The following is a 24965-nucleotide window of genomic DNA, read 5'->3' as shown; positions in this document are numbered from 1 at the left end:
GGGCGAGGACGGTGTGGTGGAGGAAGAGCCCGAGCGGGCCATGGCGAGCCGCGGGTCCTTCTCCTCCGCTGCCGGCGTCCGCCCCTCCGATGACTTCTGTCCTTGCGCCCTGTCGGGGGACTCGCCCGCCACCGATGCCTCCTCCGTATGCCGTGCGTCTCACGCACTCGAACCGGCCGTGCTGTCCGAACCATTACCAGTGTCCTGGGTAATGCCGCGACCCGCGCGAAGCACGAGAACGACATCCCTGCGGGTTACCTGACATATCGGTCACGTGCTCTCGACAGACCAATGTGAGAGGGGTCACCCTGTCAGACATCCACGCGGGGAGGCATGGATGGGCAGGAGCCGCAGAACTATTCCGGAGGAGCTTCTGCTGCTCGCTCTGGACCCGGCCACGGGTACCACAGCGCAGCCGCAGTCACTCGATCTGGGTCTGGCCGGAGCACAGCTAGTGGAGCTGGCGATGGCTGGACGGATAGCCCCTGACGGGGATCGTATCGCCGTGGTCGTACCACGGCCGACCGGAGATCCGACGCTGGACTGTGCACTGGAGTTGCTGCGAAGGCGTGGCGCCCCGGTCCGTGCGGTCCACTGGATCGGCGGGCCCCGGCTGGGGCTGCGCCAGACGTATCTCTCGCATCTGGAGCGGTGCGGCATGGTGCATGCCGTGGCGGGCCAGATGTGCGGGGTGCTGCCGACAACGCGTTACCAGGCGACCGACACCGCCATCAGCCGGGAGATCAAGGCCCGGCTGGACACCGCGATCCGTACCGGGGTCCCACCGGACCCCAGGACCGCGGCGCTCGCCGCCCTGGCCCACGCGGTCGGGCTCGGCAAGCATCTGTACCCGGGCAACGAGGGGCGTTCCTCACGCTCCCGGTTGCGGGACCTGATCCGGCATGACCCGATGGGCGGGCTCGTGGCGCACGCCGTGATGGACGTCCAGAACGGAGTGGCGGTTCCCGCTCGCCGTCCCGCCGCCCCCGGCGGCAGGACGGCCGAGCAGGTGCCCGCGCAGGCACAGGTCCCGGGGCCGATCCCGTCCCAGCCACGGCACGGCGCGGCCGCTCGCGCCGTGGCGCGCTGAGCCGGGGAGCCGGGAAAGCGGGACCGCGTACCGGAGCGGGATACGTGGTGCGGCGACGCGGTGACTGACGTACGTGGCACCGCGTGGCGCCGCGGCGCGTGGCACCGCGTGGCACCGCACCGCCTCGCACCGCGTCGCGTCTGACACCGCTTCGCGTCGCGAGCCGGAATCGGCTCGCCGCTCACGGCCGCACCCTCACAGGCCGTGAGCGGGGCAGGCCCGGAGGTCGCGCGGAGTGACGGTCCGGGGTTCGGCCGCATCGGTCAACTCCGGTCCGTCACCCGTGCGTCCTCGTTATCCACGATTTCTCAGCGCCGTACGGGTTCTCGGTGGCAATCTGCTGAGCAGCAGATCCGCAAAGCGAAAGCGAATTCGCGGAGCGAACGAGATTCAGCCGGAGGAGCGCGCCCGTGGCGGCCAATGTCAATCCCACTGTCAGGCGAAGGCGACTGGGGCAGGAGTTGCGCAAACTGCGCGAGGGTCGCGGAATGACGGCGGAGGAGGTCGCCGAGCGACTCCTGGTGTCCCAGTCGAAGATCAGCCGCCTGGAGAACGGACGCCGCAGCATCAGCCAGCGCGATGTGCGCGACCTGTGCGGGGTGTACGAGGTCGAGGACATGCGCATCGTGGACTCGCTCATGCAAATGGCGAAGGACTCGCGCCAGCAGGGCTGGTGGCACACGTTCGGGGACATCCCGTACAGCATCTACATCGGTCTGGAGACCGACGCGGCCTCCCTGCGGGTGTACGACCCGCAGGTGGTGCCGGGACTTCTCCAGACCCCGCAGTACGCGCACGCCCTGATCACGGGGGCGCTGCCGGAGTCGACGCCCGCCGAGATCGAGAAGCGGGTGCAGGTGCGCATGGCGCGGCAGGACCGGATCACCTCGAAGGACAAGCCGCTGCGGCTGTGGGCGGTGCTCGACGAGGCGACGCTGCTGCGGACCGTGGGCACCGACGACGTGATGCGCGGGCAGCTTGACCACCTCGTGGACATGTCCCAGCTGCCGCACGTCACGGTGCAGGTGATCCCCTTCGCGGTGGGGGCCCATCCCGGCCTCAACGGCCAGTACGCGGTCCTGGAGTTCCCGGACACGGCGGACTCCAGCGTCGTCTACATCGAGGGTGTGACGAGCGACCTCTACCTGGAGAAGGCGAACGAGGTCGAGCAGTACAGCGTCATGTACGAGCACCTGCGGGCCCAGGCGATGAACCCGGAGGACAGCCGCGAGTACATCCGGACGACCGCCTCCGAGAGGTACGGATCGAAATAGCCGGTGAACGCACGTCCGGGGAATGGGATTTCGGGTTTCCCGGGCGGTCGGCGCCGGACCGTACACCGTTCTCGGCGTTCAAGGAAGACCCCTCTGGAATATGCCATCCGGTTGAGTGAACGGCAGCTTCCGTGCCCTGAGTTGGCGGGTAGCGTCATTCACGCAATCACGTGGCGCCACGCGGTGGGTTTCGCGAGGCGGTACGGGGTCACCGGCGCACCGGCCGGTGACCGCTCTCACCCTCAGGTCAACCGGAGCAATCACATGGCTATTCAGCAGGGCCTCACGCATTCCTGGGTCAAGTCCTCCTACTCCACCGGCAACGGCGCGTGCGTCGAGGTCAAGTCCCCCGTGACGCGGGCCGTGGCCGTGCGTGACTCCAAGGTCGCCGAGGGCCCGGTCCTCGGTTTCCCCGCCGGCTCCTGGAGCACCTTCGTGGCGACCGTCACCGACGGTGCCGCGCGCGTCTGAGCACCGTTCCGTACGTACTCCCGGGCGCGCCGGTCACCCGCGCGTTCCGTGTACGGGCCGTACGGGTGCCTGTGTTCGTGGAAGAGCCCTCTCGACTGGTCCGCCGTCCTGGCCGAGGGGGCTCGGCCCTGTTCCGGGGCGGGTTTCCGGGGCGGGGTTTACGGGGCGGGGCGCCCGCGCGCCACCGGCCGGGGCCCCGCCCTCAGAGCTCTCTCGGGTAGCGGGTGAGCCAGCCGGGGGCGGCGGCCACCGGGCTGTGCAGCGAGGCGCCCTGGGTCATCTCCATCGCGAAGTCGTCGGCGAGTTCCAGGATCGTGGCGCGCCCCTCCAGTTCGGCGAGCCAGCCGGGCGGCAGGGCGGTCTCGCCGTGCGCCGCGCCCAGCAGCGCCCCGCACAGGGCGCCGACCGCCGAGGAGTCCCCCAGGTGCCGTACCGCGCGGGACAGGCCCTCGCGGACGTCGGTGGCGGTCCGCGCCGCGTAGACGGCGGCCGAGAGGCTGTTCTCGGGCCCTCCCCCGGCGAGGAGTTCGCTGATCCGCGCGTCCGCCCGAGCCGGGTGCTCGGGCCGTTCGGCGGCGGGAGCGCCGCTCAGGGCGCGGGCGAGGGCGGCGGTGACGGGTTCGTGGCCGGGCCGTGCGGCGAGCAGTCCGGTCGTCTCCACCACCGCCTGCTCCAGGGCGGCGCCGCGCGCCACCCCGTGCACGAGCAGGGCGTGGGCGCCGGCCACGAGCCCGGAGACGGGGTGCCCGTGGGTCTGCGCGGCGCACTCCACGGCGAGTTGCAGGACGAGCGCGGGCTCCCAGCCGACGAGCAGGCCGAAGGGTGCCGAGCGGGTGGCGGGGGCGGCCCCGCGCGCCGCCGGGTTCTTGGGGTGGTCGAGGGTGCCGGGCGCGGCGTCGCCCAGGCCGGTCAGGCAGTCGCGGTCGGGGGCGCGGCGCGCGTACAGCCACTCCTGGCGGGCCAGCCAGCCGTCCGCCGGGCGGCGCTCGTCGGGCCCCCAGTCGCGCTGGGTCGCGGCCCAGCGGCGGTAGGCGGCGTGCAGGTCGGTGGGCGGGTGCCAGGCGCCGGTGTCGCGGCGGACCTGCGCGCGTATCAGCCCGTCGGCGGAGAACAGGGCGAGCTGGGTGACGGAGGTGACGGCGCCCCTGCGGCCGTGCGCGGGCAGCAGGTCGGCCGTCCCGCCGGGGCCGTGCACCGTGCGCAGGCCCTCCTCGTCGAGGCCGGCCAGGGGTGCGCCGAGGGCGTCCCCAAGGGCCGCGCCGAGCAGCGCGCCACGCACCCGGCTGCGGTAGTCCTGCTGCTCCGCGCGGCCCCAGACGGTCGCCTCGCTCGTGACGCCCACCGAAAGTCCCTGCCTCCCGCTACGTGTCCTCGTCGTCCGTCCTCGTACGGGATCACGCCGTCCGTGCCGTGCCCGCGCCGCCCGCTTCGTCCGCGGCCCGGCTCCCGGACCACGCCGTGCCGGAACGCCCCAGCACTGTAATCGAACGGCTCGACGCGGACCCGGGCCCGTCGGGGGCGGGGAGGGAGCGCGGAGGAGGCGGGGAGGGGGCGGGGAGGGAGCGGCGCCGGTCAGGGCCCCCAGCCACGCGGACCGGCCCGTCGCGGTGGCGGGCGCCGCCCCTGTCCCTCCTCAGTCCAGCACCGGCAGCAGTTCCGGCAGGTGGCCGTCCGAGTGGGCGGCGGTGGTGACGCGTTCGGCGGGGACCTCCCCGTAGAGGGTGGTTCTCGGCTTGGCGGGACGGCCGGCCGCCTCGGCGATGGCCACGAGGTCCTTGACCGAGCGGTAGGAGCCGTAACTGGAGCCCGCCATGCGGGAGATGGTCTCCTCCATCAGGGTGCCGCCCAGGTCGTTGGCGCCGGAGCGGAGCATTTCCGCGGCGCCCTCGGTGCCGAGTTTGACCCAGCTGGTCTGGATGTTGGGGATGTGCGGGTGCAGGAGGATGCGGGCCATCGCCGTCACCGCGCGGTTGTCGCGGTCGGTGGGGCCGGGGCGGGCGATGCCCGCGAGGTAGACCGGCGCGTTGGTGTGGATGAAGGGGAGCGTCACGAACTCCGTGAAGCCGCCGGTCTCCTGCTGAATCGCGGCGAGCGTGCGGAGGTGGCCGAGCCAGTGCCGGGGCTGGTCGACGTGGCCGTACATCATCGTGGAGGAGGAGCGGATGCCGAGGCTGTGCGCGGTCTTCACGACCTCGATCCAGTCGGCGGCGGGCAGTTTGCCCTTGGTGAGGACCCAGCGGACCTCGTCGTCGAGGATCTCGGCGGCCGTGCCGGGGATCGTGTCGAGCCCGGCCTCCTTCGCCGCCGTCAGCCACTCGCGGATGGAGAGGCCGGTGCGGGCCGCGCCGTTGACGACCTCCATCGGGGAGAAGGCGTGCACGTGCATGCCGGGGACGCGTTCCTTGACGGCGCGCGCGATGTCGAAGTACGCGGTGCCGGGCAGGTCCGGGTGGATGCCGCCCTGCATGCACACCTCGACGGCGCCCACCTCCCACGCCTGCTGCGCGCGGTCGGCGACTTGGTCGAGGGAGAGGGTGTACGCGTCGGCGTCGGTGCGGCGCTGCGCGAAGGCGCAGAAGCGGCAGCCGGTGTAGCAGACGTTGGTGAAGTTGATGTTGCGCGTGACGATGTACGTCACGTCCTCGCCGGCCACGGACCTGCGGATGTCGTCGGCGACGCGGCACACCGCGTCGAGGGCGGGGCCGTCCGCGTGCAGGAGGGCGAGGGCCTCGTCGTCGGTGAGCTTCGTCGGGTCGTCCGCCGCGACCGCGAGGGCCTGGCGGACGTCGGTGTCGATGCGCTGGGCGATCATGCCGGGGGCGGCCTGTTCGCGCAGCGCCTCCCAGTCGCCGTAGACCGCGTCGAAGTCCTCGCGGCGGTCGCCCGTACGGCCCTCGGTGTCGATCGTGGCGTGCAGGTCGGTGCGGCCGCTCGCGGTGAAGCCCTCGTCGGGTTCCTGCCAGGGCAGTCCGGCGGGGATCGCGTCCTCGCGGGCGAGGCCGGTCTCCGGGTCGGCGAGCGCGCGGACGTGCGGGAGCAGGCGCGGGTCGAGCCAGGGCTCGCCGCGCCGGAGGAACTCGGGGTAGATCGTGAGGCGTTCGCGCAGCGTGTAGCCGGACTCGGCGGTGCGCGCGGCCAGTTCCTCGATGTGCGGCCAGGGGCGCTCGGGGTTGACGTGGTCGGGGGTCAGCGGGGACACCCCGCCCCAGTCGTCGATCCCGGCGCCGACGATGAGCGCGTACTCCGCGTCGACGAGGTTCGGCGGGGCCTGGATGCGGGCGCCCGGACCGAGGATGTGCCGGGCCACGGCGACGCACGCGGCCAGTTCCTCCAGCTCCGCGTCGGGCATCGCGCGCATCGCGGTGTCCGGTTTGGCGCGGAAGTTCTGGACGATGACCTCCTGGATGCCGTGGTGGCTGCGCTGCACGCGGCGCAGCTCGAACAGGGCGTCGGCGCGCTCCTCGTAGTTCTCGCCGATGCCGATGAGGACGCCCGTGGTGAAGGGGACGTTGCTGCGGCCCGCGTCCTCCAGGACCCGCAGGCGTACGGCGGGCTCCTTGTCGGGGGAGCCGTGGTGGGGGCCGCCCTTCTCGGACCACAGGCGGGTCGCGGTGGTCTCCAGCATCATGCCGAGCGAGGGCGCGACCGGCTTGAGCCGCTGGAGGTCGGACCAGGACATGACGCCCGGGTTGAGGTGCGGGAGCAGGCCCGTCTCCTCCAGGACGCGGATCGCCATGGCGCGTACGTACGCGAGGGTGTCGTCGTAGCCGTGCGCGTCGAGCCATTCGCGGGCCTCGGGCCAGCGGTCCTCGGGCTTGTCGCCGAGGGTGAAGAGCGCTTCCTTGCAGCCGAGCGCGGCGCCCTGGCGCGCGACGTCGAGCACCTCGTCGGGGGACATGAACATCCCGTGGCCCTCGCGGCGCAGCTTGCCGGGGACGGTGACGAAGGTGCAGTAGTGGCAGGTGTCCCGGCACAGCCGGGTGAGCGGGATGAAGACCTTCTTGGAGTACGTGATGACGCCGGGGCGGCCCGCGGCCTCCAGGCCCGCGTCGCGGACCCGGGCGGCCGAGGCGCACAGGTCGCGCAGGTCCTCGCCGCGGGCCTGGAGCAGCACGGCGGCCTCGGTGGTGTCGAGCGCGACGCCGTCTCTGGCCCGCCGCAGCGCGCGGCGCATGGCGTTGGCGGTCGGGCGGCCGGGCTGCTGATCAGTCATGCGTCGAGCATACGAGCGGCATCGGGCCGTGCGCCGGGCCACCGGGCGTGCCGGAGGCCACATCGGCGCGCGGGACGGCCGGACGCCCCGGCCGCCCGCGTGCCGTACGTCACCCTCACCGGGGGGGGCGCCGCGCCGGCGTGGTGGATCGCCGTCCTCGCCAACCCGGGCCCGGCAGACGGCGGCTGAGGGGCCGTGTGAGGGGAGCACTTGACATCCGCCGCCGTTCCCTCGCATCATCATTCCACTAATTGAGTAGTGGAATGATGATGCGGAACGACGCGCGGACGGCGCGGGAACGAGGGCGACCCCAGTGATCGAGTACCGCATCGAGCGGCGCAGCGGGGTCGCGACGTACATGCAGATCGTCCAGCAGACCAAGCAGGCGCTCCGGCTCGGCATCCTGGTGCCGGGGGACAGACTCCCCACGGCCAAGCAGGTCGTCGAGGCGACGGCCATCAACCCGAACACGGTGCTGAAGGCGTATCGCGAGCTGGAGCGCGAGGGTCTGGTCGAACCGCGACCGGGGCGCGGCACCTTCGTACGGCGCGGGCTCGCGGCCCCGCAGGCGGAGGCCGGTTCCCCTCTGCGGGGGGAGCTGGGGGACTGGATGCGGCGGGCCCGGGAGGCCGGGCTCGGCGGCGACGACGTGAGCGCGATGTTCGAGGCGCAGGTCGCGGAGACCTTCGGCTCGCACGGCGGGAACGCCGGGGCCGCTGGGGCCGCTGGGGCCGCTGGGGCCTCCAGAGTCTCCGGGGCCGCCGAGCCCTCCGGGAGCACTGGGAGCCCCGCAAGCCCCGGGGCTCCCGGGAGCCTTGGGGAGCCCGGAAGTCCCGGGGTCGCCGGAAGTCCCGGAAGCCTCGGGGTCGCCGGAAGTCCCGGGATCGCCGAGTCCTCGTAACCCGCGGCGCCACGCCCGCACGAGCACCCGCGCTCACGAAGCCCCCATTCCACTACCGCGCCCGGCCCTTCACCCGGAGCAGCGTCGCCCACGGCCCGCGCGGCCCCGGGCCGTCCACCCGTCACGATCAGGTCAGGAAGTACGTACACGTGTTCGCACAGAGCTATGGCGCGGGGCATGCCGATCCCGTGGCCGTCGAGGCCGTCGGCCTGGAGAAGAGGTACCGGCGCGGGTTCGCCCTGGAGGGTTGTTCCTTCCGGATTCCGGCCGGGCGGATCTGCGGTCTGGTCGGGCCCAACGGGGCCGGCAAGAGCACCCTGCTGAGTCTCGCGACCGGCGTGCTCGCGCCGACCGGCGGCAGTCTGCGGGTCCTCGGCGTGGACCCGCGGACCCTGGCAGCCCGGGAGCAGGTCGCCTACCTCGCGCAGGACAAGCCGCTGTACCCGCGCCTGACGGTCGCCGAGACGCTGCGCCTGGGCCGCGAGCTGAACCCGGGGAGCTGGCACCAGGAGACCGCCGAACGCGTGGTGCGGGAGGGCAACGTGTCCTTCGAGGCGCGGATCGGCACGCTCTCCGGCGGCCAGCGCACCCGGGTCGCGCTCGCCCTGTGTTTCGGCAAGCGGCCGAGGCTGCTGCTGCTGGACGAGCCGATGGCCGACCTCGATCCGCTGGTGCGGCACGACGTCACGGGCGTCCTGATGGCGGAGGCCGCCGAGCACGGCACGACCATCGTGATGTCCTCGCACGCGCTCACCGAACTGGAGGGCGTCTGCGACTACTTGCTCGTCCTGGCCGAGGGCCGGGTGCGGCTGGCCGGTGAGGTCGAGGACCTGACCGACGTGCACAGCGTGCTGATCGGCGCGCTGCCCGGTCCCGGCCCCGGACTGCCGCCCTCCCTCACGGCGCACACCGTCGTCGAGGCCCGGGTCACCGGACGGCAGGTCACCGCGCTGGTACGGCGCGAGGGCGAGGTGCGCGGCGAGTGGTCGGTGGGCGCGCCCTCGATGGAGGAGCTGCTGCTCGCCTATCTGCGCTCCCCCGACGCGCCCCCACTGCTGACCCCCAGCGCCCAGGTCCCCGGCGACCTGATCACGGCCCACGGCACCGACCGGAGGTACGCGGCATGAGCACCGCCACCCTGAACCGCGCCGGGGCACCCGCCCCCCGCTCCGCACGGCCCGGAATCCTGCACGGCCTGACCTGGCTCGTGTGGCGTCAGCACCGGGCGGCCGCCTGGACGGGCCTCGCGCTGCTCCTCGTCGTCGTGGGCCTGTCGGTGTACCTGCACCACGCCACCGGGACGTACCTGGACAGCCACCACATCCGCGACTGCGCCCTCTTCCGGGGGCCCCGGCGCTGCGTGGAGGGGCAGCGCGCCGTGGAGGACTACCGCGCGCTGTACCGCGATCCCGCGCAGGCGCTCCTGCTGCTCGTGACGGCGCTGCCGGTCCTCGCCGGGCTGTTCGTCGGCGCCCCGCTGATCGCCCGCGAACTGGAGTCGGGAACCCACCAGTTGGTGTGGTCGCAGGCCGTGACGCGCGGGCGGTGGCTCGCGTACAAGCTGGCGCTGCCGCTGCTCGCGGTGGGTCTCGTCTCCGCCGTCGCCGGCCTGTCCGTCTCGTGGATGCTGGCGGGCGCGGGACAGACCACGCTCGGCCTGTACTGGTACTCGCCCACCGTCTTCATGGCGAGCGGACCGGCCGTCGTGAGCTACTCGCTGTTCACCGTGGCGCTGGGCGCGGCGGTGGGCCTGCTGGTGCGCAAGACCGTCACCGCGATGGTCCTGACGCTGGTCGGCACGGGCGTGGTGCTCGCCGCGTTCCAGTCGGTGCGCGCCCATCTGCTGTCGCCCGGCGAACGGCTCCAGAAGGACGCCTTCGTCGCCCCGGACACGACGTGGGTGCTCGACTCGCGGCCGGCGACGGCGCAGGGCCACACCTTCTCGAACGACCTCTGCATGGCCGGGCAGGACTACGACAAGTGCCTCGCCGCCAAGGGCGCCACGCACGAGTACACGGCCTTCCACCCGGTGTCCGACATGCGGGGCCTCCAGTTCATCGAGGCCGGGCTCTGTGCCGCCCTCGCGGCGCTGCTGGTCGGGCTGACTTGGTGGTGGCTGCGCCGGCGCACCGTCTGAGCACGGGGGCGGGCCCGGTACGGCCGGGCCCGCCGCCTCGCGGCCCTCGCCGCGCGCCCGGCCGGGTGTCCCTTTCCGGGCGCTTCCGGGCACTTCCGGGCGGCCCTGCCCCCTCCCGTGGCTGACGTTTCCGCCGTCAACAGGCAAACTGGCGGAGCGACAACCAACCGTGCGGCGGTCACGACCGCCGACAAGGGGGAGAGCGATGGAGGACGGACCGCGGATACCGCGGCTGCCAGTCCCGGGCGACGAGCGGCGGTCCGGCGGACCGCGGCGGCCCGGCGGGCTCCGCTTCGGTGTGCTCGGCCCGGTGCGGGCCTGGCGGGACGAGGAGCAGGTGCCGACGGGCTCCCCGCAGCAGCGGGCGCTGCTCGCCGCGCTGCTGCTGCGCTCGGGCCGTACCGCGACGGCCACCGAACTGATCGACGACGTCTGGGGCGAGAACTCCCCCTCCCAGGCGCTCGCCGCGATCCGCACCTACGCCTCCCGGCTGCGCAAGGCCCTCGGCGAGGACGTCCTGCGCAGCGAGGCCGGTGGCTACGCGGTGACCGCCGGGGCCCTCGACCTGGACGAGGCCGAGCGTCTCGTGGCGGAGTCGGGGCGGGCCCGCGAGGCGGGCGAACTGGGGCGGGCCCGCGCGGCCTGCGAGGACGCGCTGGCGCTGTGGGACGGGGAGCCGCTGGCCCAGGTGCCCGGTCCCTTCGCCCGCAACCAGCGCGCGCGGCTGGAGGAGTGGCGTCTGCAAGTCCTGGAGTCCCGGTTCTTCATGGACCTGGAGCAGGGCTCCCACGCGGAGGCCGTGTCCGAACTGACCGCCCTGACCGCCGCGCACCCCCTGCGCGAGCGGCTGCGGGAACTCCTCATGGTCGCGCTGTACCGCTCGGGCCGGCAGGCCGAGGCGCTCGCCGTGTACGCGGACACCCGCAAGCTGCTCGCCGAGGAGCTGGGCGTCGATCCGCGCCCCGAACTCTCCCGGCTCCAGCAGCGCATCCTGGCCGCCGACGAGGAACTGGCCCAGCCCTCCGCCCCGCGTCGGGAACAGCCGGGCCCCCTGGTGCGTCCCGCGCAACTCCCGGCCACCGTGCCCGACTTCACGGGCCGCTCCGCCTTCGTCAGGGAGCTGGGCGAGACGCTGTCCGCCTCCGGGGCGCGGGTCATGGCGGTGTCGGCGGTCGCCGGGATCGGCGGGGTCGGCAAGACGGCGCTCGCCGTGCACGTCGCGCACGCGGCGCGGGCCGCCTTCCCCGACGGACAGCTCTACGTCGATCTCCAGGGCGCGGGCACGCGTCCCGCCGACCCGGAGACGGTGCTGGGCGCCTTCCTGCGGGCGCTGGGCACGAGCGAGCCGGCGATCCCCGACTCGCTGGAGGAGCGGGCCGCGCTGTACCGCTCGACGCTCGACGGCCGCCGCGTCCTGGTCCTGCTCGACGACGCGAAGGACCCCGCGCAGGTGCGGCCGCTGCTGCCCGGCACGGAGGGCTGCGCGGCGCTCGTCACCAGCCGCTCGCGGATGACGGGGCTGGCCGGGGCGCATCTCGTGGACCTCGACGTGATGGCCCCCGACGAGGCGCTCGCCCTGTTCACCCGGATCGTGGGCGCCGAACGCGTGGCGGGCGAGCGCGAGGCGTCCCTCGACGTCGTCGCCGCGTGCGGCTTCCTCCCGCTGGCCATCCGCATCGCCGCCTCCCGGCTCGCGGCGCGCCGCACCTGGACGGTGTCCGTGCTCGCCGCGAAACTCGGCGACGAACGGCGCCGGCTGGACGAGTTGCAGACGGGGGACCTCGCGGTCGCGGCGACCTTCGAACTCGGCTACGGGCAGCTGGAGCCGGCCCAGGCGCGCGCCTTCCGGCTGCTGGGCCTGGTCGACGGCCCGGACCTCTCCCTGCACGCCGCCGCCGCGTTGCTCGACCTGGACCCGGTGGCCGCCGAGGACCTGCTGGAGTCCCTCGTCGACACCTCGCTGCTGGAGTCGGCGGCCCCCGGCCGCTACCGCTACCACGACCTCGTACGGCTGTACGCGCGCTCCTGCGCGGAGCGCGACGAGCGGCCCGGGTCGCGGCGTACCGAGGCGCTGGGGCGGCTGCTCGACTTCTACCTCGCGACGGCCGCCCGGGTGTACGGCGTCGAGCGGCCCGGGGACCGGCTCGTGGACCGGGTCGCGGCCACCGAGTACCCGGGGCTGTCCTTCACCGGTACGCACGCCGCGCAGGACTGGCTGTACGCCGAGGCGGGCTCCCTGCTGTCGCTCGCCCGGCAGGCCACCGAGCACGCCGCGTTCCTGCCGCGCGCCGTGGACCTGCTGTGGGTCGCGAAGGACCTGAGCGAGTCCGGGGCGAACACGAAGCAGCACCAGGACATCGTGCGGCTCGCGCTGGCCGCCGCGCGGGAGCGGGGACTGCGCCGGGTCGAGATGCGGGCCCTGCTGGTCCTCATGGACGCCGACCACTTCGCGGGCCGGCTGGAGGCGGCGGACGAGGGGGCCGCCCGGGTCCTGGAGCAGAGCGAGCCGCAGGACGACCCGGTGGTGGTGTGCTGGGCGCACAACCTGCGCGGGGTCCTCGCGCTGTACCGCAACGACCACGAGGCGGGCGAACGGCACCTCTCCGCGGCCATCGAGCACTTCCGGGCGCTGGAGGACCGGCCCGGGGAGGCGAGCGCCCTGTGCAACCTGTCGCGCATCCACCTCGCGACGGGCCGCACGCCGAGCGCCATCGGGCTGGCCGAGCGGGGCACCGCGATCTACGACTCGACGGGCTCCTCGCTGCGCGGCGCCAACGGCCGGTACGCGCTGGCCCTCGCGCTCATCCAGGACGGGCGGACGACCGAGGCGACCGAGCGGCTGGACGAGGCGCTCGCGGTGTTCCGCGAGCACCGGCAGCGGCTGTGGGAGGGCATGACCCTGTGCCGGCTCGCCGAGGCGGGCCTCGCCGCGGGGCAGGCGGCCCGCGCGGCGGCCGACGCGGAGAGCGCCCTCGGCGTGCTCAGCGGGGTCGGCGGCGAGTGGCGGCGCGCGCAGGTGCTCACCGTGCTGGGCCGCGCCCTCGTACGGATCGGCCAGCCCGGCCGGGCACGGGTGTGCTGGGAGGAGGCGGAGCGCGTGTACCGCGAACTCGGCGCCGCCGAGGCCGTGGAGGTGCGTGCCCTGCTCGCCGCGCAGGGCACGGGGCTCGCCGCCTGACGTCCCGTGCCGGGCCGGGCGGGCACGGTGCCGCCCCGTCAGGCTCCCGGCTCCCGGAGGGTTGTGACCTGGAGCGCGGGACGGCCGCCCCCGGCGTTCATCGTTCGTTTATCGCCCTCGGCCATGCTGCATTCCAGTCGTTCCGTCGCGTCGGGGGGCAGGCGGGCCGGCTGAGGGGGCCGCTCCGCCCGCCGTTAGGGTGAGCGGCCCGGTGCGGCCGTCCGGCCACTTCGGGGGAGTGACCGGACGGCCCGCCCGCTCCGGGGCCGCCGCACGGCGTCCCCGGTCCGAGTAGTCCCACAGTCAAGGAGAACGATCACGATGGCCGACCAGAAGAAGCCCGAGCACGTGGTCCAGCCCTACAAGGACATCCACGCGACGGGCAGCCCGGCGAACCCGGACGGCGACATCCACGCGACCGGCGAACCGGTCGCCGCCTCCGCGAGGGACATCCACGCGACCGGCGGCCCGGCCAACCCGGACGGCGACATCCACGCGACCGACAAGCCCGCGACCGGCACGGCCACCAAGTAGCGCCGGTCAGCGACCCCCCTGGCCGACGGGGAAGAGACCGGCCGTGACGGGCGGGAACAGGGAACCGCCACGACCGGGAGGCCAGGGGGAACACGGGGGGAACGGGGGGAACGGGGGAACGGGGGAACGCCCGGGGGGTCAGGAAACCCGCCGGGCCCACGGGGGATTTCCCTGGCCACGGGGGACACGGGGCACGGGGGATCAGGGGGCGGCGGGAATCCGGTGGGGGCCGGTTCCCGCCGGTGGGGGGCCTTCGGGCCCCCCTTTCCCGTGCGCGGGCGGACACGGGAGAGGGACGCGGGCCGGGCGTCCGCGCGCGAGGGGCGGTGTCGCGGCACTGGCCGCCGCCCCCCGTACGGCGTAGCGTCGGTGGCCGGACACGCGACTCCCGGGAGGCGCACCATGGTTCGCAACGCGTTCGGCGGCGTCCTCGCCGTGATCGGGGCGGCCGCCGCGCTCCTCAGCCCGTTCCGCGCGTGGTACGACACGCGGCTGGGCCGCCAGTACCGCCTCTCCGAACTCCTCGGCCCCGACGGGGTGAGCGGCGCGCACCCCAACCTGCTGTGGTCGCTGTTCCTGCCCTTCCTGGTGGCCGCCGCGCTGACCCTGGCCGGTGTCCTGGCGCGCTCGCGCGCGCTCGTGGCGCTCGCCGGGGTGGCCGTCCTCGGGTTCACCGTGCTGTGGACGGTGCGCGTGGCGCAGGCCAACGGCGGCAGCCTCACCCTGGACGCGGACGGTTCGGGCCTCGGCCAGGGGGTGGCGGGCGCGGCCGGCGGCGGTCTGCTGCTGTTCCTCGCCGCCGCCGTCATGAGCGGACGCGGACGGCGCCGCCCGGCGGCGGCCGCCCCGGACCCCGCCCCGGACCCCGCGCGGTACAGCGGCCACGACGCCCCCGACTCCCCCGCGCACGCCTACGGTCAGCCGGGACACCCCGCGCCGCCCTACCGCGAGCCGGACACCCCGACCGCCCCGCTGTCGTACGACCCGGACGGCCACGGCCACCAGGAGGGGCCCCGGGGCTGGGAGGCTCCGGGGGAGGAACGGCGCTGAGCCGGCCGCGGCTCAGGCCCGCGGGGCCGCCGGGGTCCCGGTGCCCTCGACGGCGTCCAGCGCGTACACGCAGCGGTCGCCGCTGCACGCGTACACGACGCCGCCGCGCACCACGGGCGAGCCGGTGATCGCGCCGCCCGTCAGCAGCTTCCAGCGCAGTTGTCCGCCGAGCGCGCCGAGCGTGTAGAGGCAGTGGTCGGCCGAGCCGAAGTGGATGCGGCCGTCGGCGGCGACGGGGGCGCCGACGATGTCCCCGCCCGCCTGGAAACGCCACTTGGGCGTGCCGGTGACGGCGTCCAGGGTGTACATGCCGTTGCCGCTGCCGACGTGCACGTGGCCGCCGGTGACGAGCACCGGTTCGGTGGAGGAGCGGGCCTCGGTGGCGATGCGCCAGCGGTCCCTGCCGTCCGTCGCGTCCAGGGCGTACACGGTGCCGAGGTAGTCCGCGAGGTACACGCCGCCGCCGGTCACGGCGGAGCCCGGGGCGAGGGCGGGCGGGCTGAGGAACACGGCGGGCGACTCGAAGTGCCAGCGCACCTGCCCGCCGCGCGTGTCGAGCGCCAGGACGCGGGTGCCCGCGCACACGTAGACGTATCCGTCGCCGCCGGGGGTGAGCCGCAGCGGGACCCCGCCGCAGGAGGCCGCGTCCCCCACGGGGTACGACCAGCGTTCCGCGCCGGTGCGGGCCTCGACGGCGCTCAGCCGCCCCTCGCGCCACAGGTAGGCGGTGTTCTCGTGCAGGACGGGACCGGCCTCGGCGGACTCGAAGTCGGTCTGGACGCCGCCGGTCTCCCACAGCTTCTCGCCGGTGGCCGCCTCCCACGCCTGGACGGTGCCGCCCCGGCCCGCCGTCAGGGCGACGCCGTCGGCGGCCTGGAGGGAGTAGACCCAGGCCGCCGCGGTGACCCGCCACAGGTCGTCGCCGCTCGCGGCGTCGAGGGCGTACAGGGTCGGTCCGTCGGAGGCGTGCACCCGGCCTTCGGACACGGACATCTGCCAGGCCACGTCCCGGGTCTTGAACCGGCGCCGGCCCGTCGCGACGTCGAGCGCGTGCACCTCGAAGGAGGTGACGTACACGAGGTCCCCGGCGACGGCGGGCGTGCCCCACACGTCGTTGGACATGCGGAAGCGCCACGGCCGCCAGGGAGCGCCCTGCTCGGGCCCCGGCGGCGGGACCCGCACGGCGGGCGCGGTGCCCCGCGTCCCGGGGCCGGCCGGGGCGCCGTGCGCGGACGTACGGGACCACGTGCGGGACAGCCCGTCGAGGGCGTTCTCCGCGGCGGGCCCGGCGCCGCCCCGTACGTCGGTGACCCGGGGGCCGGGGCCGATCGGCACCCGGCCGCCCGCGAGCCGCACGGGGCCCTCGGCGCCGGGCGGCTGGGCGGCCTCGGCCCGGCCCGCGTGCCGTCCGGGCGCGGGCAGCGCGGGAGCGGGCGGGGACGGCTCGGCGGGCGGCGGCCGCTGCCACGCGGGCTCGGCCCAGTCCCCCGCCGGGGGCTGCCGGGGCGGCGGCGGGGCGTACGGCGGTACCGGGGGCGCCTGCGGGGGCGCGGCGGGCCCGGCCTGCGGGGCGGGCGGCGCCGCGGGCTGCGGGCGCCGCGCGGTGGCCGAACGGGTGCCGCGCCGGCTCTCGATGAGGGCGACGGCGTGACTGGGCAGCCACGCGGTGGCGGTGCCGCTGTCGTCGGAGCCGGCCGAGAACAGGTGCGGGGCGAGCTGGGTCTGGAGGTCGGCGGGGCTGGGCCGGGAGGCGGCCTCCATGCCCATGCACGACTCGATCAGCGGCCGCAGCTCCTCGGGCAGCCCCTCCAGGTCCGGGCCCTCGCGCAGCAGCATGAACACCGTCTCGACGGGGTTCGCGCCGTGGAAGGGGGCGTGCCCGGTCGCGGCGAACACGAGGGTCGAGCCGAGCGAGAAGATGTCGCTGGCCCCGGTGACGCTGCGGGAGTCCTTGGCCTGCTCGGGCGACATGTAGGCGGGGGTGCCCACGGCGACGTTGGTCATCGTCAGCCGCGTGTTGGAGACGCCCGAGGCGATACCGAAGTCGATGACGCGCGGGCCGTCCTCGACGACCAGGACGTTCGAGGGCTTGAGGTCGCGGTGCACGAGTCCCGCGCCGTGGATGGACTGGAGGGCCTCGGCGACCCCGGCGGCGAGCCAGCGCACCGCGTTGGCGGGCATCGGCCCGCACTCGTTGACGATCTCCTCCAGGGAGGGCGCGGGCACGTAGGCGGTGGCGAGCCAGGGCACGGCGGCGCGCGGGTCGGCGTCCACGACGGCGGCGGTGTAGAAACCGGAGACGGCGCGGGCCGCCTCGACCTCGCGCGTGAAACGCACCCGGAACAGCTGGTCCTGCGCAAGTTCGGTGCGCACCGTCTTGATCGCGACGCGCCGCCCGGACGCCGAGCGGGCGAGATAGACGAGCCCCATGCCGCCCGCGCCGAGCCGGCCCAGCACCTCGAACGGACCGATACGCCGCGGATCGTGCTGTGTCAGCTGGTCCACCACTTTGTCTGCCACCTCCCCGTACGGGGCCGCACTCGCAGCCCCGTGCAGCGTCTCACCCCGTCGCACCGGCGGGCGGTGCGCACCCGATTCTTCCTGTACGCGGGCCTGCTGACCAACCGGGGTGCCCGGGGGCGTGTCCCGCCGCCCCGCCCGGGTGGCCCGGCGCGGTGCGCCCGGCGGCGGCGCACTCCGCGAGGAGCCCGGACGGCGCGCCCTGGTCGTCGGTGACGGTGGCGCAGGTGCCGTACGGCGCGGTGTCCGGTTCGCCGCGGACGCTCCCGCCCGGACGGACCGCCGGGGCGGGGCCCGCCCGCGGTCCTCGACCCGGGCGTGGGCCAGGAGGCGGGCGGCGCGCCGGGCGTCGCGCACACCGGGCGGCGCGAAGTACACCGTCCAGGTGGCGGACGGCAGTTCGGGCCGTGGGGGGGGCGAGGCGGCGACCGGTTGACGGTCAGCAGGGGAAGCGTGGGGCCCCGGGGCCCTCGTGGAGGGTCCGGCCGGGCGACCGCCCGGAGAAGCGGCGGCCGGCGGCGGGATCGGGCAGCGCGCGCCCGGTGCGGCACGGACACCTTCCGCGCACGCGGGCACGCGGGCGAGCGGGCCTCCGCCTCACTCGTCCCTGATGCGGCCACAGCTCGTCCCCCACGCTATTCGAGACCCGGGCAGTACGCATCAGGATCATGAAAGGGAGTTTCCCGAACCTCCCATAACAGCGAGTGCCCGACCGTAATTGGACCCTCCGGACCATAGTAGATGCGTAAGCCACACACCCCTATTCCGCTTCTCTCACACGGAGTTCCCGGCCCGCCCGCACGCGTATTCACTCCCCCTCCCCGTCCTCATTCCCGGGGGCCCTTCCCCATTTGCAGTCGGCCGAATAGCGCGACACGCCGGTCTCGGTAAGCTGACGGCATGACAGCACAAGTACGCACCGTCGACGGTCGCGTGGCCGGAGAACGCGGGCAGGCGACGCGTCAGAAGCTGCTCGACTGCCTCAGCGACATGCTCAGCACCTCGCCCTATCGGGACGTCAAAGTCATTGATGTTGCGCGGAAGGCAGGCACCTCTCCCGCGACCTTCTACCAGTACTTCCCCGATGTCGAAGGGGCCGTACTGGAGCTGGCCGACGAATTGGCCTCCGAGGGTTCGGGATTCGCGGAACTCCTGGCCGGCCGCAGCTGGGTCGGCAAGGCCGGCTGGCAGACCGCCCAGGCTCTCGTGGACGGCTTCCTTGACCTGTGGAAGAAGAACGAGGCGATTCTCCGGGTGGTCGATCTCGGCGCCGCCGAGGGAGACAAACGGTTCGCCAAACTCCGCGTGAAACTGCTGAACTCGGTGAACGGCGCGCTCGCGGGCGCCGTCAAGGACCTCCAGTCGAAGGGCAAGGTCGACAAGGACGTCAGTCCGGCCGCCGTCGCCGGTTCCCTCGTCACGATGCTCGCGGGGGTCGCCTCGCACCAGAAGGGCCTCCAGTCCTGGGGCGTCAAGCAGGGGGACCTGCGCCCCAACCTGGCGCTGCTCATCCACCTCGGCGTGACCGGCAAGAAGCCGACCCGCTGATCCGCGCGGGGCGCGCACGGGTGCGCCCCGCGCGGCGGCACAATCGGGGGATGTCCTCCGCACCGCACGACCGCGAGGAGCCGGGCGCCCGAGGTGGCCGGGCCGCCTCCGACGAGTCCGCCGCCTCCCACCGCGCCGCCCCTTCCCCCGGGTCCGCCGCCTCCCACCGCGCCACCCCCTCCCGCGACGCTGCCGCACCGGGCGATCCCGGGGACGCGGGCCTGCGGGACATCCTCAGGTCCCTGCGCGTGTGGGACCCCCGGCACACCTCTCTGCCCGCCTTCGACCCCGAAAGCGCCCCGGACCGGCCCCTGCCGCTGTTCCGCGCGTGGTTCGCCGAGGCGGCCGACGCCGGGCAGCCCGAGCCCCACCTCGTGTCCCTCGCGACCTGCGACGCGGAGGGCCGCCCCGACGCCCGCGTCCTCGTCCTGCACGGGGCGGACGAGACCGAGGGCTTCTCCTTCGCCTCGCACTCCGGCAGCCGCAAGGGCCGCCAGCTCGCGGACCGGCCCTACGCCTCGCTCGTCTTCTACTGGCCGGTGCTCGGCCGCCAGGTACGGGTGCGCGGCCCGGTGACCACCGCCCCGCACTCCAGGGCCGTCGCCGATCTGCACGCGCACTCCGCGGGCGCCCTGGCCGCCGCGCTGACCGGCCACCAGAGCGAACCGCTGTCCGGGACCGGCGAACTGGACCGCGCCTCGGACGCCGCCTGGGAGCGGGCCCGTCGCGAGCCGGAGGCCGACGCCCCGAGCTGGACCCTGTACCTCCTCGACCCGCACGAGGTCGAGTTCTTCCAGGGCGACCACCGCCGCCGCCACGTCCGCCTGCGCTACGGCCGGGTCGCGGACGGCTGGGTACGGGAGTCGCTGTGGCCGTGAGCGGGTCCGGCCCTCAGGTCGCGCACTCCCCGCCCGGCCCGCGGGCGGCGCGGCCCGCGGGCTCCGGGTCCCCCGCGAGCCGGGCGTGCAGGTGGAGGTCGCGGTAGCGCTCCAGGGTGCTGTCGGCGAACATCGCCTCGCGCAGCAGCCCTTCCGGCCGGTAGCCGCAGCGTTCCGCGACGCGGCAGGAGGCCGCGTGGCCCGCCGCGTGGCCGAGTTCGACGCGGTGCAGTCCGGCCTCCTCGAAGGCCCAGCGGCTCAGCAGGGCGAGCGCGCGGCGGGCGACGCCCCGGCCGCGCGCCTCGGGCAGCACCCAGTAGCCGACACGGGCCTCGCGCAGGGTGGGCTCGATCGCCCGGAGGCTGATCTGCCCGAGCAGTACGCCGGTTGCGGCCTCGGTGACGGCGTACGAGACGCCCCGGCCGTCCGTGCGCAGCTGCGCCATGCGCGCGAAGTAGTCGAGGACGTCCTCCGGTGTCGTCATGGGCTGGCCCAGGACGTTCCAGCGCAGGAACTCGGGGTCGCTCAGCCCGCGCAGCACGGTGCGCGCCTCCTGCGCGCAACCGGCCCGGTGCGGGCGCAACAGCAGCCCGGCGCCCGCTATTTCGGAATCGGGCAGGGGGACGGGTACGGCGGCACGCTCAGGCATGCGCGCCATTGAAGCGGCGACCGGGCCGCGTGTCCAAGGGGCGGCGGCAGTGGACGCGCCTCGACGGTCCCGCCCCACGCGCCTCCTCGCGACCGTCCCGCCCTGCACACCTCGTCGCGACCGTTGCGTCGTGATCATTTCGCAACCGCTTTCCGGGACGACCGCGCCCCTCGCCCGGCACGGGACACTACTGTCCGGTACATGCCCAAACCGCTCCCTCTCGAACAGCTCTCCCCGCTCCCGTCGGACCGTCCCGTGTACGTGGTCGGCGCGGGCCCCGGCGGTCTCGCCGTCGCGGCGGCGCTGCGTACGCGGGGCCTGCGGGTCGTGGTCCTGGAGAAGGCGGACCGGGTGGGCGCCTCGTGGCGCGGTCACTACGACCGGCTGCGCCTGCACACGACGCGCAGGCTGTCCTCGCTGCCCGGCCTGCGGATACCGCGCCGTTTCGGCCGCTGGGTCGCGCGCGACGACGTGGTGCGCTACCTGGAGAAGTACGCCGAGTTCCACGCGCTCGACGTCGTGACGGGGGTGTCGGTGGAGCGGATCGACCCCGTCCCGCACACCGAGGGCGGCGGCTGGCGGCTGAGCGCGAGCGGCGGCAGGCAGCTGACCGGCGCCGCGGTCGTCGTGGCGACCGGCTACAACCACACGCCGTACGTGCCGAAGTGGCCCGGCGCGGACGCGTACGAGGGCGAGCTGCTGCACGCGGGCCACTACCGCAACCCGGAGCCCTACCGGGGCCGGGACGTCCTGGTCGTCGGGGCCGGGAACACCGGCGCGGAGATCGCGGCGGACCTCGCGCAGGGCGGCGCGGGCCGGGTACGGCTCGCGGTGCGCACCGCGCCCTACATCCTGCGGCGCTCCACTCTGGGCTGGCCCGCCCAGCGCACCGGCATCCTGGTGCGCCGCCTGCCGGTACGGCTCGTGGACACGCTCGCCGACCCGGTGTGCCGGCTGTCCGTCCCCGACCTGTCGGACCGGGGGCTGCCGCGTCCGGCGGGCGGCCTGTACTCGAGGGTGCGGCAGGGCGCGATCCCGGTGCAGGACGTCGGGCTGGTCGCGGCGGTACGCGCGGGCCGCGTCGAGCCCGTCGCCGCCGTCGAGGGCTTCGAGAACGGCGCGGTCCTCCTCGCGGACGGCTCCCGCCTCACCCCCGACACGGTGATCGCCGCGACCGGCTACCGGCGTGGACTGGAGCCCCTGGTCGGCCACTTGGGGGTACTGGACCCGCGCGGCCGCCCCCGCGAGCACGGCGCCCGCACGGTGCGTTCGGCCCCCGGCCTCTACTTCACGGGCTTCACCAACCCGATCAGCGGCATGTTCCGCGAACTGGCCCACGACGCCGAACGCATCGCGGGGCGGCTGGCCAGGGAGTCGGCGGGGTAGGGCGCCGCGCGGCGCCCCGGCGCCGCGGATCTCCGGGCGCCCGAGCGGTGTCGCCCGCAGCCGGGGCCTTACGAGGCGGAGGAAGCCTCCTTCCCGGTCGTCGCGCGGGCCCGCGCGGTGTCCGGGACGGCGCGTCCTCGCCACGCCGTCGCGCCCCACAGCACGGCGCCCAGGACCGGGAGGGCGGCGAGGGCGAAGCACACCGCGAGCGGCAGTGCCGCCAGCAGGAGGCCGACGAGCGCCGTACCGCCCGAGGAGCCCGCGTTGAAGGCCGTGTTGACCCAGGCGCCGGTGCGGGTGCGGTGTTCGGGCGCGGCGAGTTCGTCGGCCGCGAGGTACGCGGTGGCCATGGCGGGCGCGAAGAACAGGCCGGCCAGGGCGACGACCGCGCCCAGCGTCCACGTCCCCGGCGCGAGACCCGCGAGGGCGAGGATTCCGCCGAGCGCCCCCGCGCACAGCAGGAGCCGGCCGGTCTCGGTACCGCGTCGGGGCAGCGCGCCCTGAACGAGCCCGCCGACGGCGCTGCCCGCCGAGAGCGCGGCCAGAATCCACGGCACCGCCCCGGCGGACCCGTGCTCCTCGGCGTACGCGAGGACGAGCAGGTCGAGCGCGCCGAGGCACAGCCCGACCCCGCCGAGTACGAGCACGACGCGCAGCAGCGGCGTGGGCAGCCCGCGCGGGCGCCTCGGCCGGAGACCGCGGCGCGGGGACGGCTGCGCGGGCTCGGCGGGCCGCTCGCGTACGGCGGCCACCGGGGAGGTGACCATCCCGCACCCGCCGACGAGCACGAGGGCCGCGCTCAGCACGAGCCCGGCGTCCGGCCCGGTCCGCGTCAGCAGGGCGCCGACGATCAACGGACCGCTCAGGAAGAGGAGTTCCTCGGCGACGGCGTCGAGGCCGTAGGCGCGGCGCAGCAGTTCCCGGTCGGGCAGCAGCCTGCTCCACAGCGTGCGCATGACGGGGCCGAGCGGTGGGGTGGCGGCCCCCGCGAGCGTCGCGAGGACGAGGAGCGGGGCCGTGCCCACGGGGCCGGGCCCGTGGGTGAGGGCGGCGAGCGCGGTGAGCAGGAGGGCGTACAGCGCGCTCATCGGTGGCAGGGCGCGCCGCACCCCGTACCGGTCCAGGAGCGCGGCCCGCGCGGGCGACAGCACGACGCTCGCGGCGCCGAACAGGGCCATGACGAGCCCGGCGGCGGCGTAGGAGCCGGTGGAGCGGCGCACGGAGAGCAGGAGGGCGAGTCCGGCCGTCCCGTAGGAGAGCCGGCCCAGCAGCGCCAGGGAGAAGGTGCGTGCCGCCTGCGGGGTGCGCAGGACAGCACGGTACGACGGTGGGGCGGACGAAGACATGGGGGTTCCTCGAAGTGCCCGGCGGCCCGCGACGGTTCGGGGCGGCCGGTGGGATCAGCAGGGACACCGGGGTGAGCGGTGTCGCCTACGCACAGAGGAGAGCCACGCGCGAGAGCATACTGTCGGCGCGCGGCGCCCGCCACGGGTTTCTGGCGGGCGCCCGGCCGCGGCTCAGGCGGGCGCCCCGGAGGGGGCCGGGCCCGGTGCCGGACGGGCGGCCCTGATGACGAGGACCATGAGCGTGGCCACCGCGCACAGCGCCCCGGAGACGTACCACATGACGTCGTACGCGCCGAAGACGTCCCGGACCACCCCGCCCGCGAAGGCCACGGCGGCGGCGCCGATCTGGTGCGCGGCGAGCACCCAGCCGAAGACGATCGCGCTGTCCTCGCCGTAGTGCTCGCGGCACAGCGCGATGGTCGGCGGCACCGTCGCGACCCAGTCGAGTCCGTAGAAGACGATGAAGAACACCATCGGCAGGTGCTCCGCCGAGGCCAGTGGCGCGGACCCGCCCACCGTGTCGAGCAGCATCGGCAGGAACAGCAGGGAGACGCCGCGCAGCGCGTAGTAGACGGCGAGCAGCCGGCGCGGCGAGTACCGGTCGGTGAGCCAGCCGGAGGCCACCGTGCCCACGATGTCGAACACCCCGATGACGGCGAGCAGGGAGGCGGCGGCCGGGACGGGCATGCCGTGGTCGTGCGCGGCGGGCACGAAGTGCGTCTTGATCAGCCCGTTGGTCGAGGCCCCGCAGATCGCGAAGGACCCGGCCAGCAGCCAGAACGGGCCGGTGCGCGCCGCCCGGGAGAGCACCCCGAGGGTGCGCCGGGCGGCGCCCCGTACGGGCGCGGGCTTGGGGACGAACTCCGTCGCCCCGTAGGGCGCGAGGCCCACGTCGGCGGGGTGGTCGCGCAGCAGCAGCCACACGAAGGGCACGACGGCGGCGGCGGTCAGCGCGACCGTCACCGAGGCGGGCTCCCAGTCGTGGTGCTCGACGATCCAGGCCAGGAGCGGCAGGAACACGAGCTGGCCGGAGGCGCCGGCCGCCGTGAGGACGCCGGTGACCAGTCCGCGCCGGGCGACGAACCAGCGGTTGGTGACCGTCGCGGCGAAGGCGAGCGCCATCGACCCGCTGCCGAGCCCGACCAGCACGCCCCAGTACAGGACGAGTTGCCAGGCCGTCGTCATCGTCACGGTGAGCGCCGAGCCGATCGCGATGACGGTGAGCGCGACCGCGACGACCTTGCGGATGCCGAAGCGGTCCATGAGGGCGGCGGCGAAGGGCGCGGTGAGCCCGTACAGCGTCAGGTTGACCGAGACGGCGAAGCCGATGGTCCCGCGCGACCAGCCGAAGTCGCGGTGCAGCGGGTCGATGAGCAGCCCCGGCACCGACATGAAGGCGGCGGCCCCGACGATCGTGACGAAGGTGACGAGCGCCACCCACCACGCACGGTGCGGGCCGCGCCGGGGGCGCGGGGCGGGACCGGGACCGGGACCGCCGGGGTGGTGGCCGCGCGGGTTCTCGAAACCGTGGGCGCCGGGGACGCCGGGGGCGCCGGCCGGCGCCGGAACCGCCTCGTCGGCCGAGGCGCCGGGGACGCCGGCCGGCGCAGGGACCGCCTCGTCGGCCGCCGCGCCCCCGACCGGCCCCGCCGGGAGCGCGTCGCGGACCGCCCGGCCCCCCACCGCACCCGCCGGGAACCCGCCCGCGCCCTCCGCGGCGGCCTCGCGGACCGTCCCGCCCTCGTCGGGGCCCGCCCCGTCTTCCCGTGTCAGCTGTTCTGCCATGCCCA

Annotated in this window: 18 protein-coding genes; 12 read left to right on the top strand and 6 right to left on the bottom strand. The window is 75.0% G+C overall.

The annotated features are described in order from the left end of the window. Window positions 1-337 precede the first annotated feature (337 nt). The 3 genes from ACFYMP_RS07095 (at window position 338) to ACFYMP_RS07085 (ending at window position 2835) form a co-directional block, all read left to right on the top strand. Complete coding sequence (locus tag ACFYMP_RS07095) at window positions 338-1090, top strand: GPP34 family phosphoprotein (protein WP_388851787.1); 753 nt, start codon at window positions 338-340, stop codon at window positions 1088-1090. A 410-nt stretch (window positions 1091-1500) separates the two neighbouring features. Beyond that, entirely contained in the window at window positions 1501-2364 is an 864-nt protein-coding gene (locus ACFYMP_RS07090) for a helix-turn-helix domain-containing protein (protein WP_388851784.1), read from the top strand. A gap of 264 nt (window positions 2365-2628) precedes the next feature. Then, window positions 2629-2835 (top strand): DUF397 domain-containing protein, encoded by a 207-nt coding sequence (locus tag ACFYMP_RS07085; RefSeq protein WP_388851781.1) that lies wholly within the window; start codon window positions 2629-2631, stop codon window positions 2833-2835. 202 nt (window positions 2836-3037) lie between these two features. On the opposite strand, the gene ACFYMP_RS07080 is transcribed toward ACFYMP_RS07085, so the two are convergent. Next, window positions 3038-4177 carry an ADP-ribosylglycohydrolase family protein gene (locus ACFYMP_RS07080; RefSeq protein ID WP_388851778.1) on the bottom strand — a complete coding sequence of 380 codons (1140 nt, stop codon included), beginning with the start codon at window positions 4175-4177 and terminating at the stop codon, window positions 3038-3040. Window positions 4178-4468: 291 nt separating this feature from the next. After that, complete coding sequence (locus ACFYMP_RS07075) at window positions 4469-7048, bottom strand: bifunctional FO biosynthesis protein CofGH (RefSeq protein ID WP_388851775.1); 2580 nt, start codon at window positions 7046-7048, stop codon at window positions 4469-4471. A 313-nt stretch (window positions 7049-7361) separates the two neighbouring features. Between ACFYMP_RS07075 and ACFYMP_RS07070 the strand changes: the two genes are divergently transcribed. From ACFYMP_RS07070 to ACFYMP_RS07045, 6 genes are all read left to right on the top strand, one after another. Then, complete coding sequence (locus ACFYMP_RS07070; protein WP_388851772.1) at window positions 7362-7949, top strand: GntR family transcriptional regulator; 588 nt, start codon at window positions 7362-7364, stop codon at window positions 7947-7949. A gap of 149 nt (window positions 7950-8098) precedes the next feature. Then, window positions 8099-9076 carry an ABC transporter ATP-binding protein gene (locus tag ACFYMP_RS07065; RefSeq protein WP_388851769.1) on the top strand — a complete coding sequence of 326 codons (978 nt, stop codon included), beginning with the start codon at window positions 8099-8101 and terminating at the stop codon, window positions 9074-9076. Next, window positions 9073-10086 carry an ABC transporter permease gene (locus ACFYMP_RS07060; protein WP_388851766.1) on the top strand — a complete coding sequence of 338 codons (1014 nt, stop codon included), beginning with the start codon at window positions 9073-9075 and terminating at the stop codon, window positions 10084-10086. Before ACFYMP_RS07065 ends, ACFYMP_RS07060 begins: the two co-directional genes overlap by 4 nt. 205 nt (window positions 10087-10291) lie before the next feature. Then, a complete protein-coding gene (locus ACFYMP_RS07055) occupies window positions 10292-13264 on the top strand; it encodes a BTAD domain-containing putative transcriptional regulator (protein ID WP_388851763.1) in 2973 nt (990 codons plus the stop codon). Window positions 13265-13585: 321 nt separating this feature from the next. Beyond that, a complete protein-coding gene (locus ACFYMP_RS07050; RefSeq protein WP_388851760.1) occupies window positions 13586-13798 on the top strand; it encodes a hypothetical protein in 213 nt (70 codons plus the stop codon). A gap of 402 nt (window positions 13799-14200) precedes the next feature. After that, window positions 14201-14848, top strand: a complete 648-nt coding sequence (locus ACFYMP_RS07045) for a hypothetical protein (RefSeq protein ID WP_388851757.1) — start codon at window positions 14201-14203, stop codon at window positions 14846-14848. A 12-nt stretch (window positions 14849-14860) separates the two neighbouring features. Here ACFYMP_RS07045 and ACFYMP_RS07040 read toward each other — a convergent pair whose 3' ends face one another. Beyond that, window positions 14861-17356, bottom strand: a complete 2496-nt coding sequence (locus tag ACFYMP_RS07040; protein WP_388852288.1) for a PQQ-binding-like beta-propeller repeat protein — start codon at window positions 17354-17356, stop codon at window positions 14861-14863. Between the two features lie 912 nt (window positions 17357-18268). Between ACFYMP_RS07040 and ACFYMP_RS07035 the strand changes: the two genes are divergently transcribed. Further along, window positions 18269-18916 (top strand): TetR family transcriptional regulator, encoded by a 648-nt coding sequence (locus tag ACFYMP_RS07035; protein ID WP_388851754.1) that lies wholly within the window; start codon window positions 18269-18271, stop codon window positions 18914-18916. Window positions 18917-18966: 50 nt separating this feature from the next. Then, window positions 18967-19794, top strand: coding sequence for a pyridoxal 5'-phosphate synthase (locus ACFYMP_RS07030; RefSeq protein WP_388851751.1), 828 nt, complete (start codon window positions 18967-18969; stop codon window positions 19792-19794). Between the two features lie 13 nt (window positions 19795-19807). Here ACFYMP_RS07030 and ACFYMP_RS07025 read toward each other — a convergent pair whose 3' ends face one another. Next, on the bottom strand, window positions 19808-20443 hold the full coding sequence (locus tag ACFYMP_RS07025) for a GNAT family N-acetyltransferase (RefSeq protein ID WP_388851748.1): 636 nt from the start codon (window positions 20441-20443) through the stop codon (window positions 19808-19810). Window positions 20444-20644: 201 nt separating this feature from the next. On the opposite strand from ACFYMP_RS07025, the gene ACFYMP_RS07020 reads away from it, so the two are divergent. Beyond that, on the top strand, window positions 20645-21829 hold the full coding sequence (locus ACFYMP_RS07020) for a flavin-containing monooxygenase (RefSeq protein WP_388851745.1): 1185 nt from the start codon (window positions 20645-20647) through the stop codon (window positions 21827-21829). Between the two features lie 68 nt (window positions 21830-21897). Here the strand turns inward: ACFYMP_RS07020 and ACFYMP_RS07015 are convergent, their stop codons facing one another. Then, window positions 21898-23175 carry an MFS transporter gene (locus tag ACFYMP_RS07015; RefSeq protein ID WP_388851742.1) on the bottom strand — a complete coding sequence of 426 codons (1278 nt, stop codon included), beginning with the start codon at window positions 23173-23175 and terminating at the stop codon, window positions 21898-21900. A 171-nt stretch (window positions 23176-23346) separates the two neighbouring features. Continuing rightward, entirely contained in the window at window positions 23347-24960 is a 1614-nt protein-coding gene (locus ACFYMP_RS07010) for an MFS transporter (RefSeq protein ID WP_388851739.1), read from the bottom strand. Between the last annotated feature and the right edge of the window lie 5 nt (window positions 24961-24965).

The organism is Streptomyces sp. NPDC007088 (assembly GCF_042869355.1).
Taxonomy (GTDB): domain Bacteria; phylum Actinomycetota; class Actinomycetes; order Streptomycetales; family Streptomycetaceae; genus Streptomyces.
Note: the sequence above shows the minus strand (reverse complement) of the source record. Positions and strands in the feature narration are given on the sequence as shown.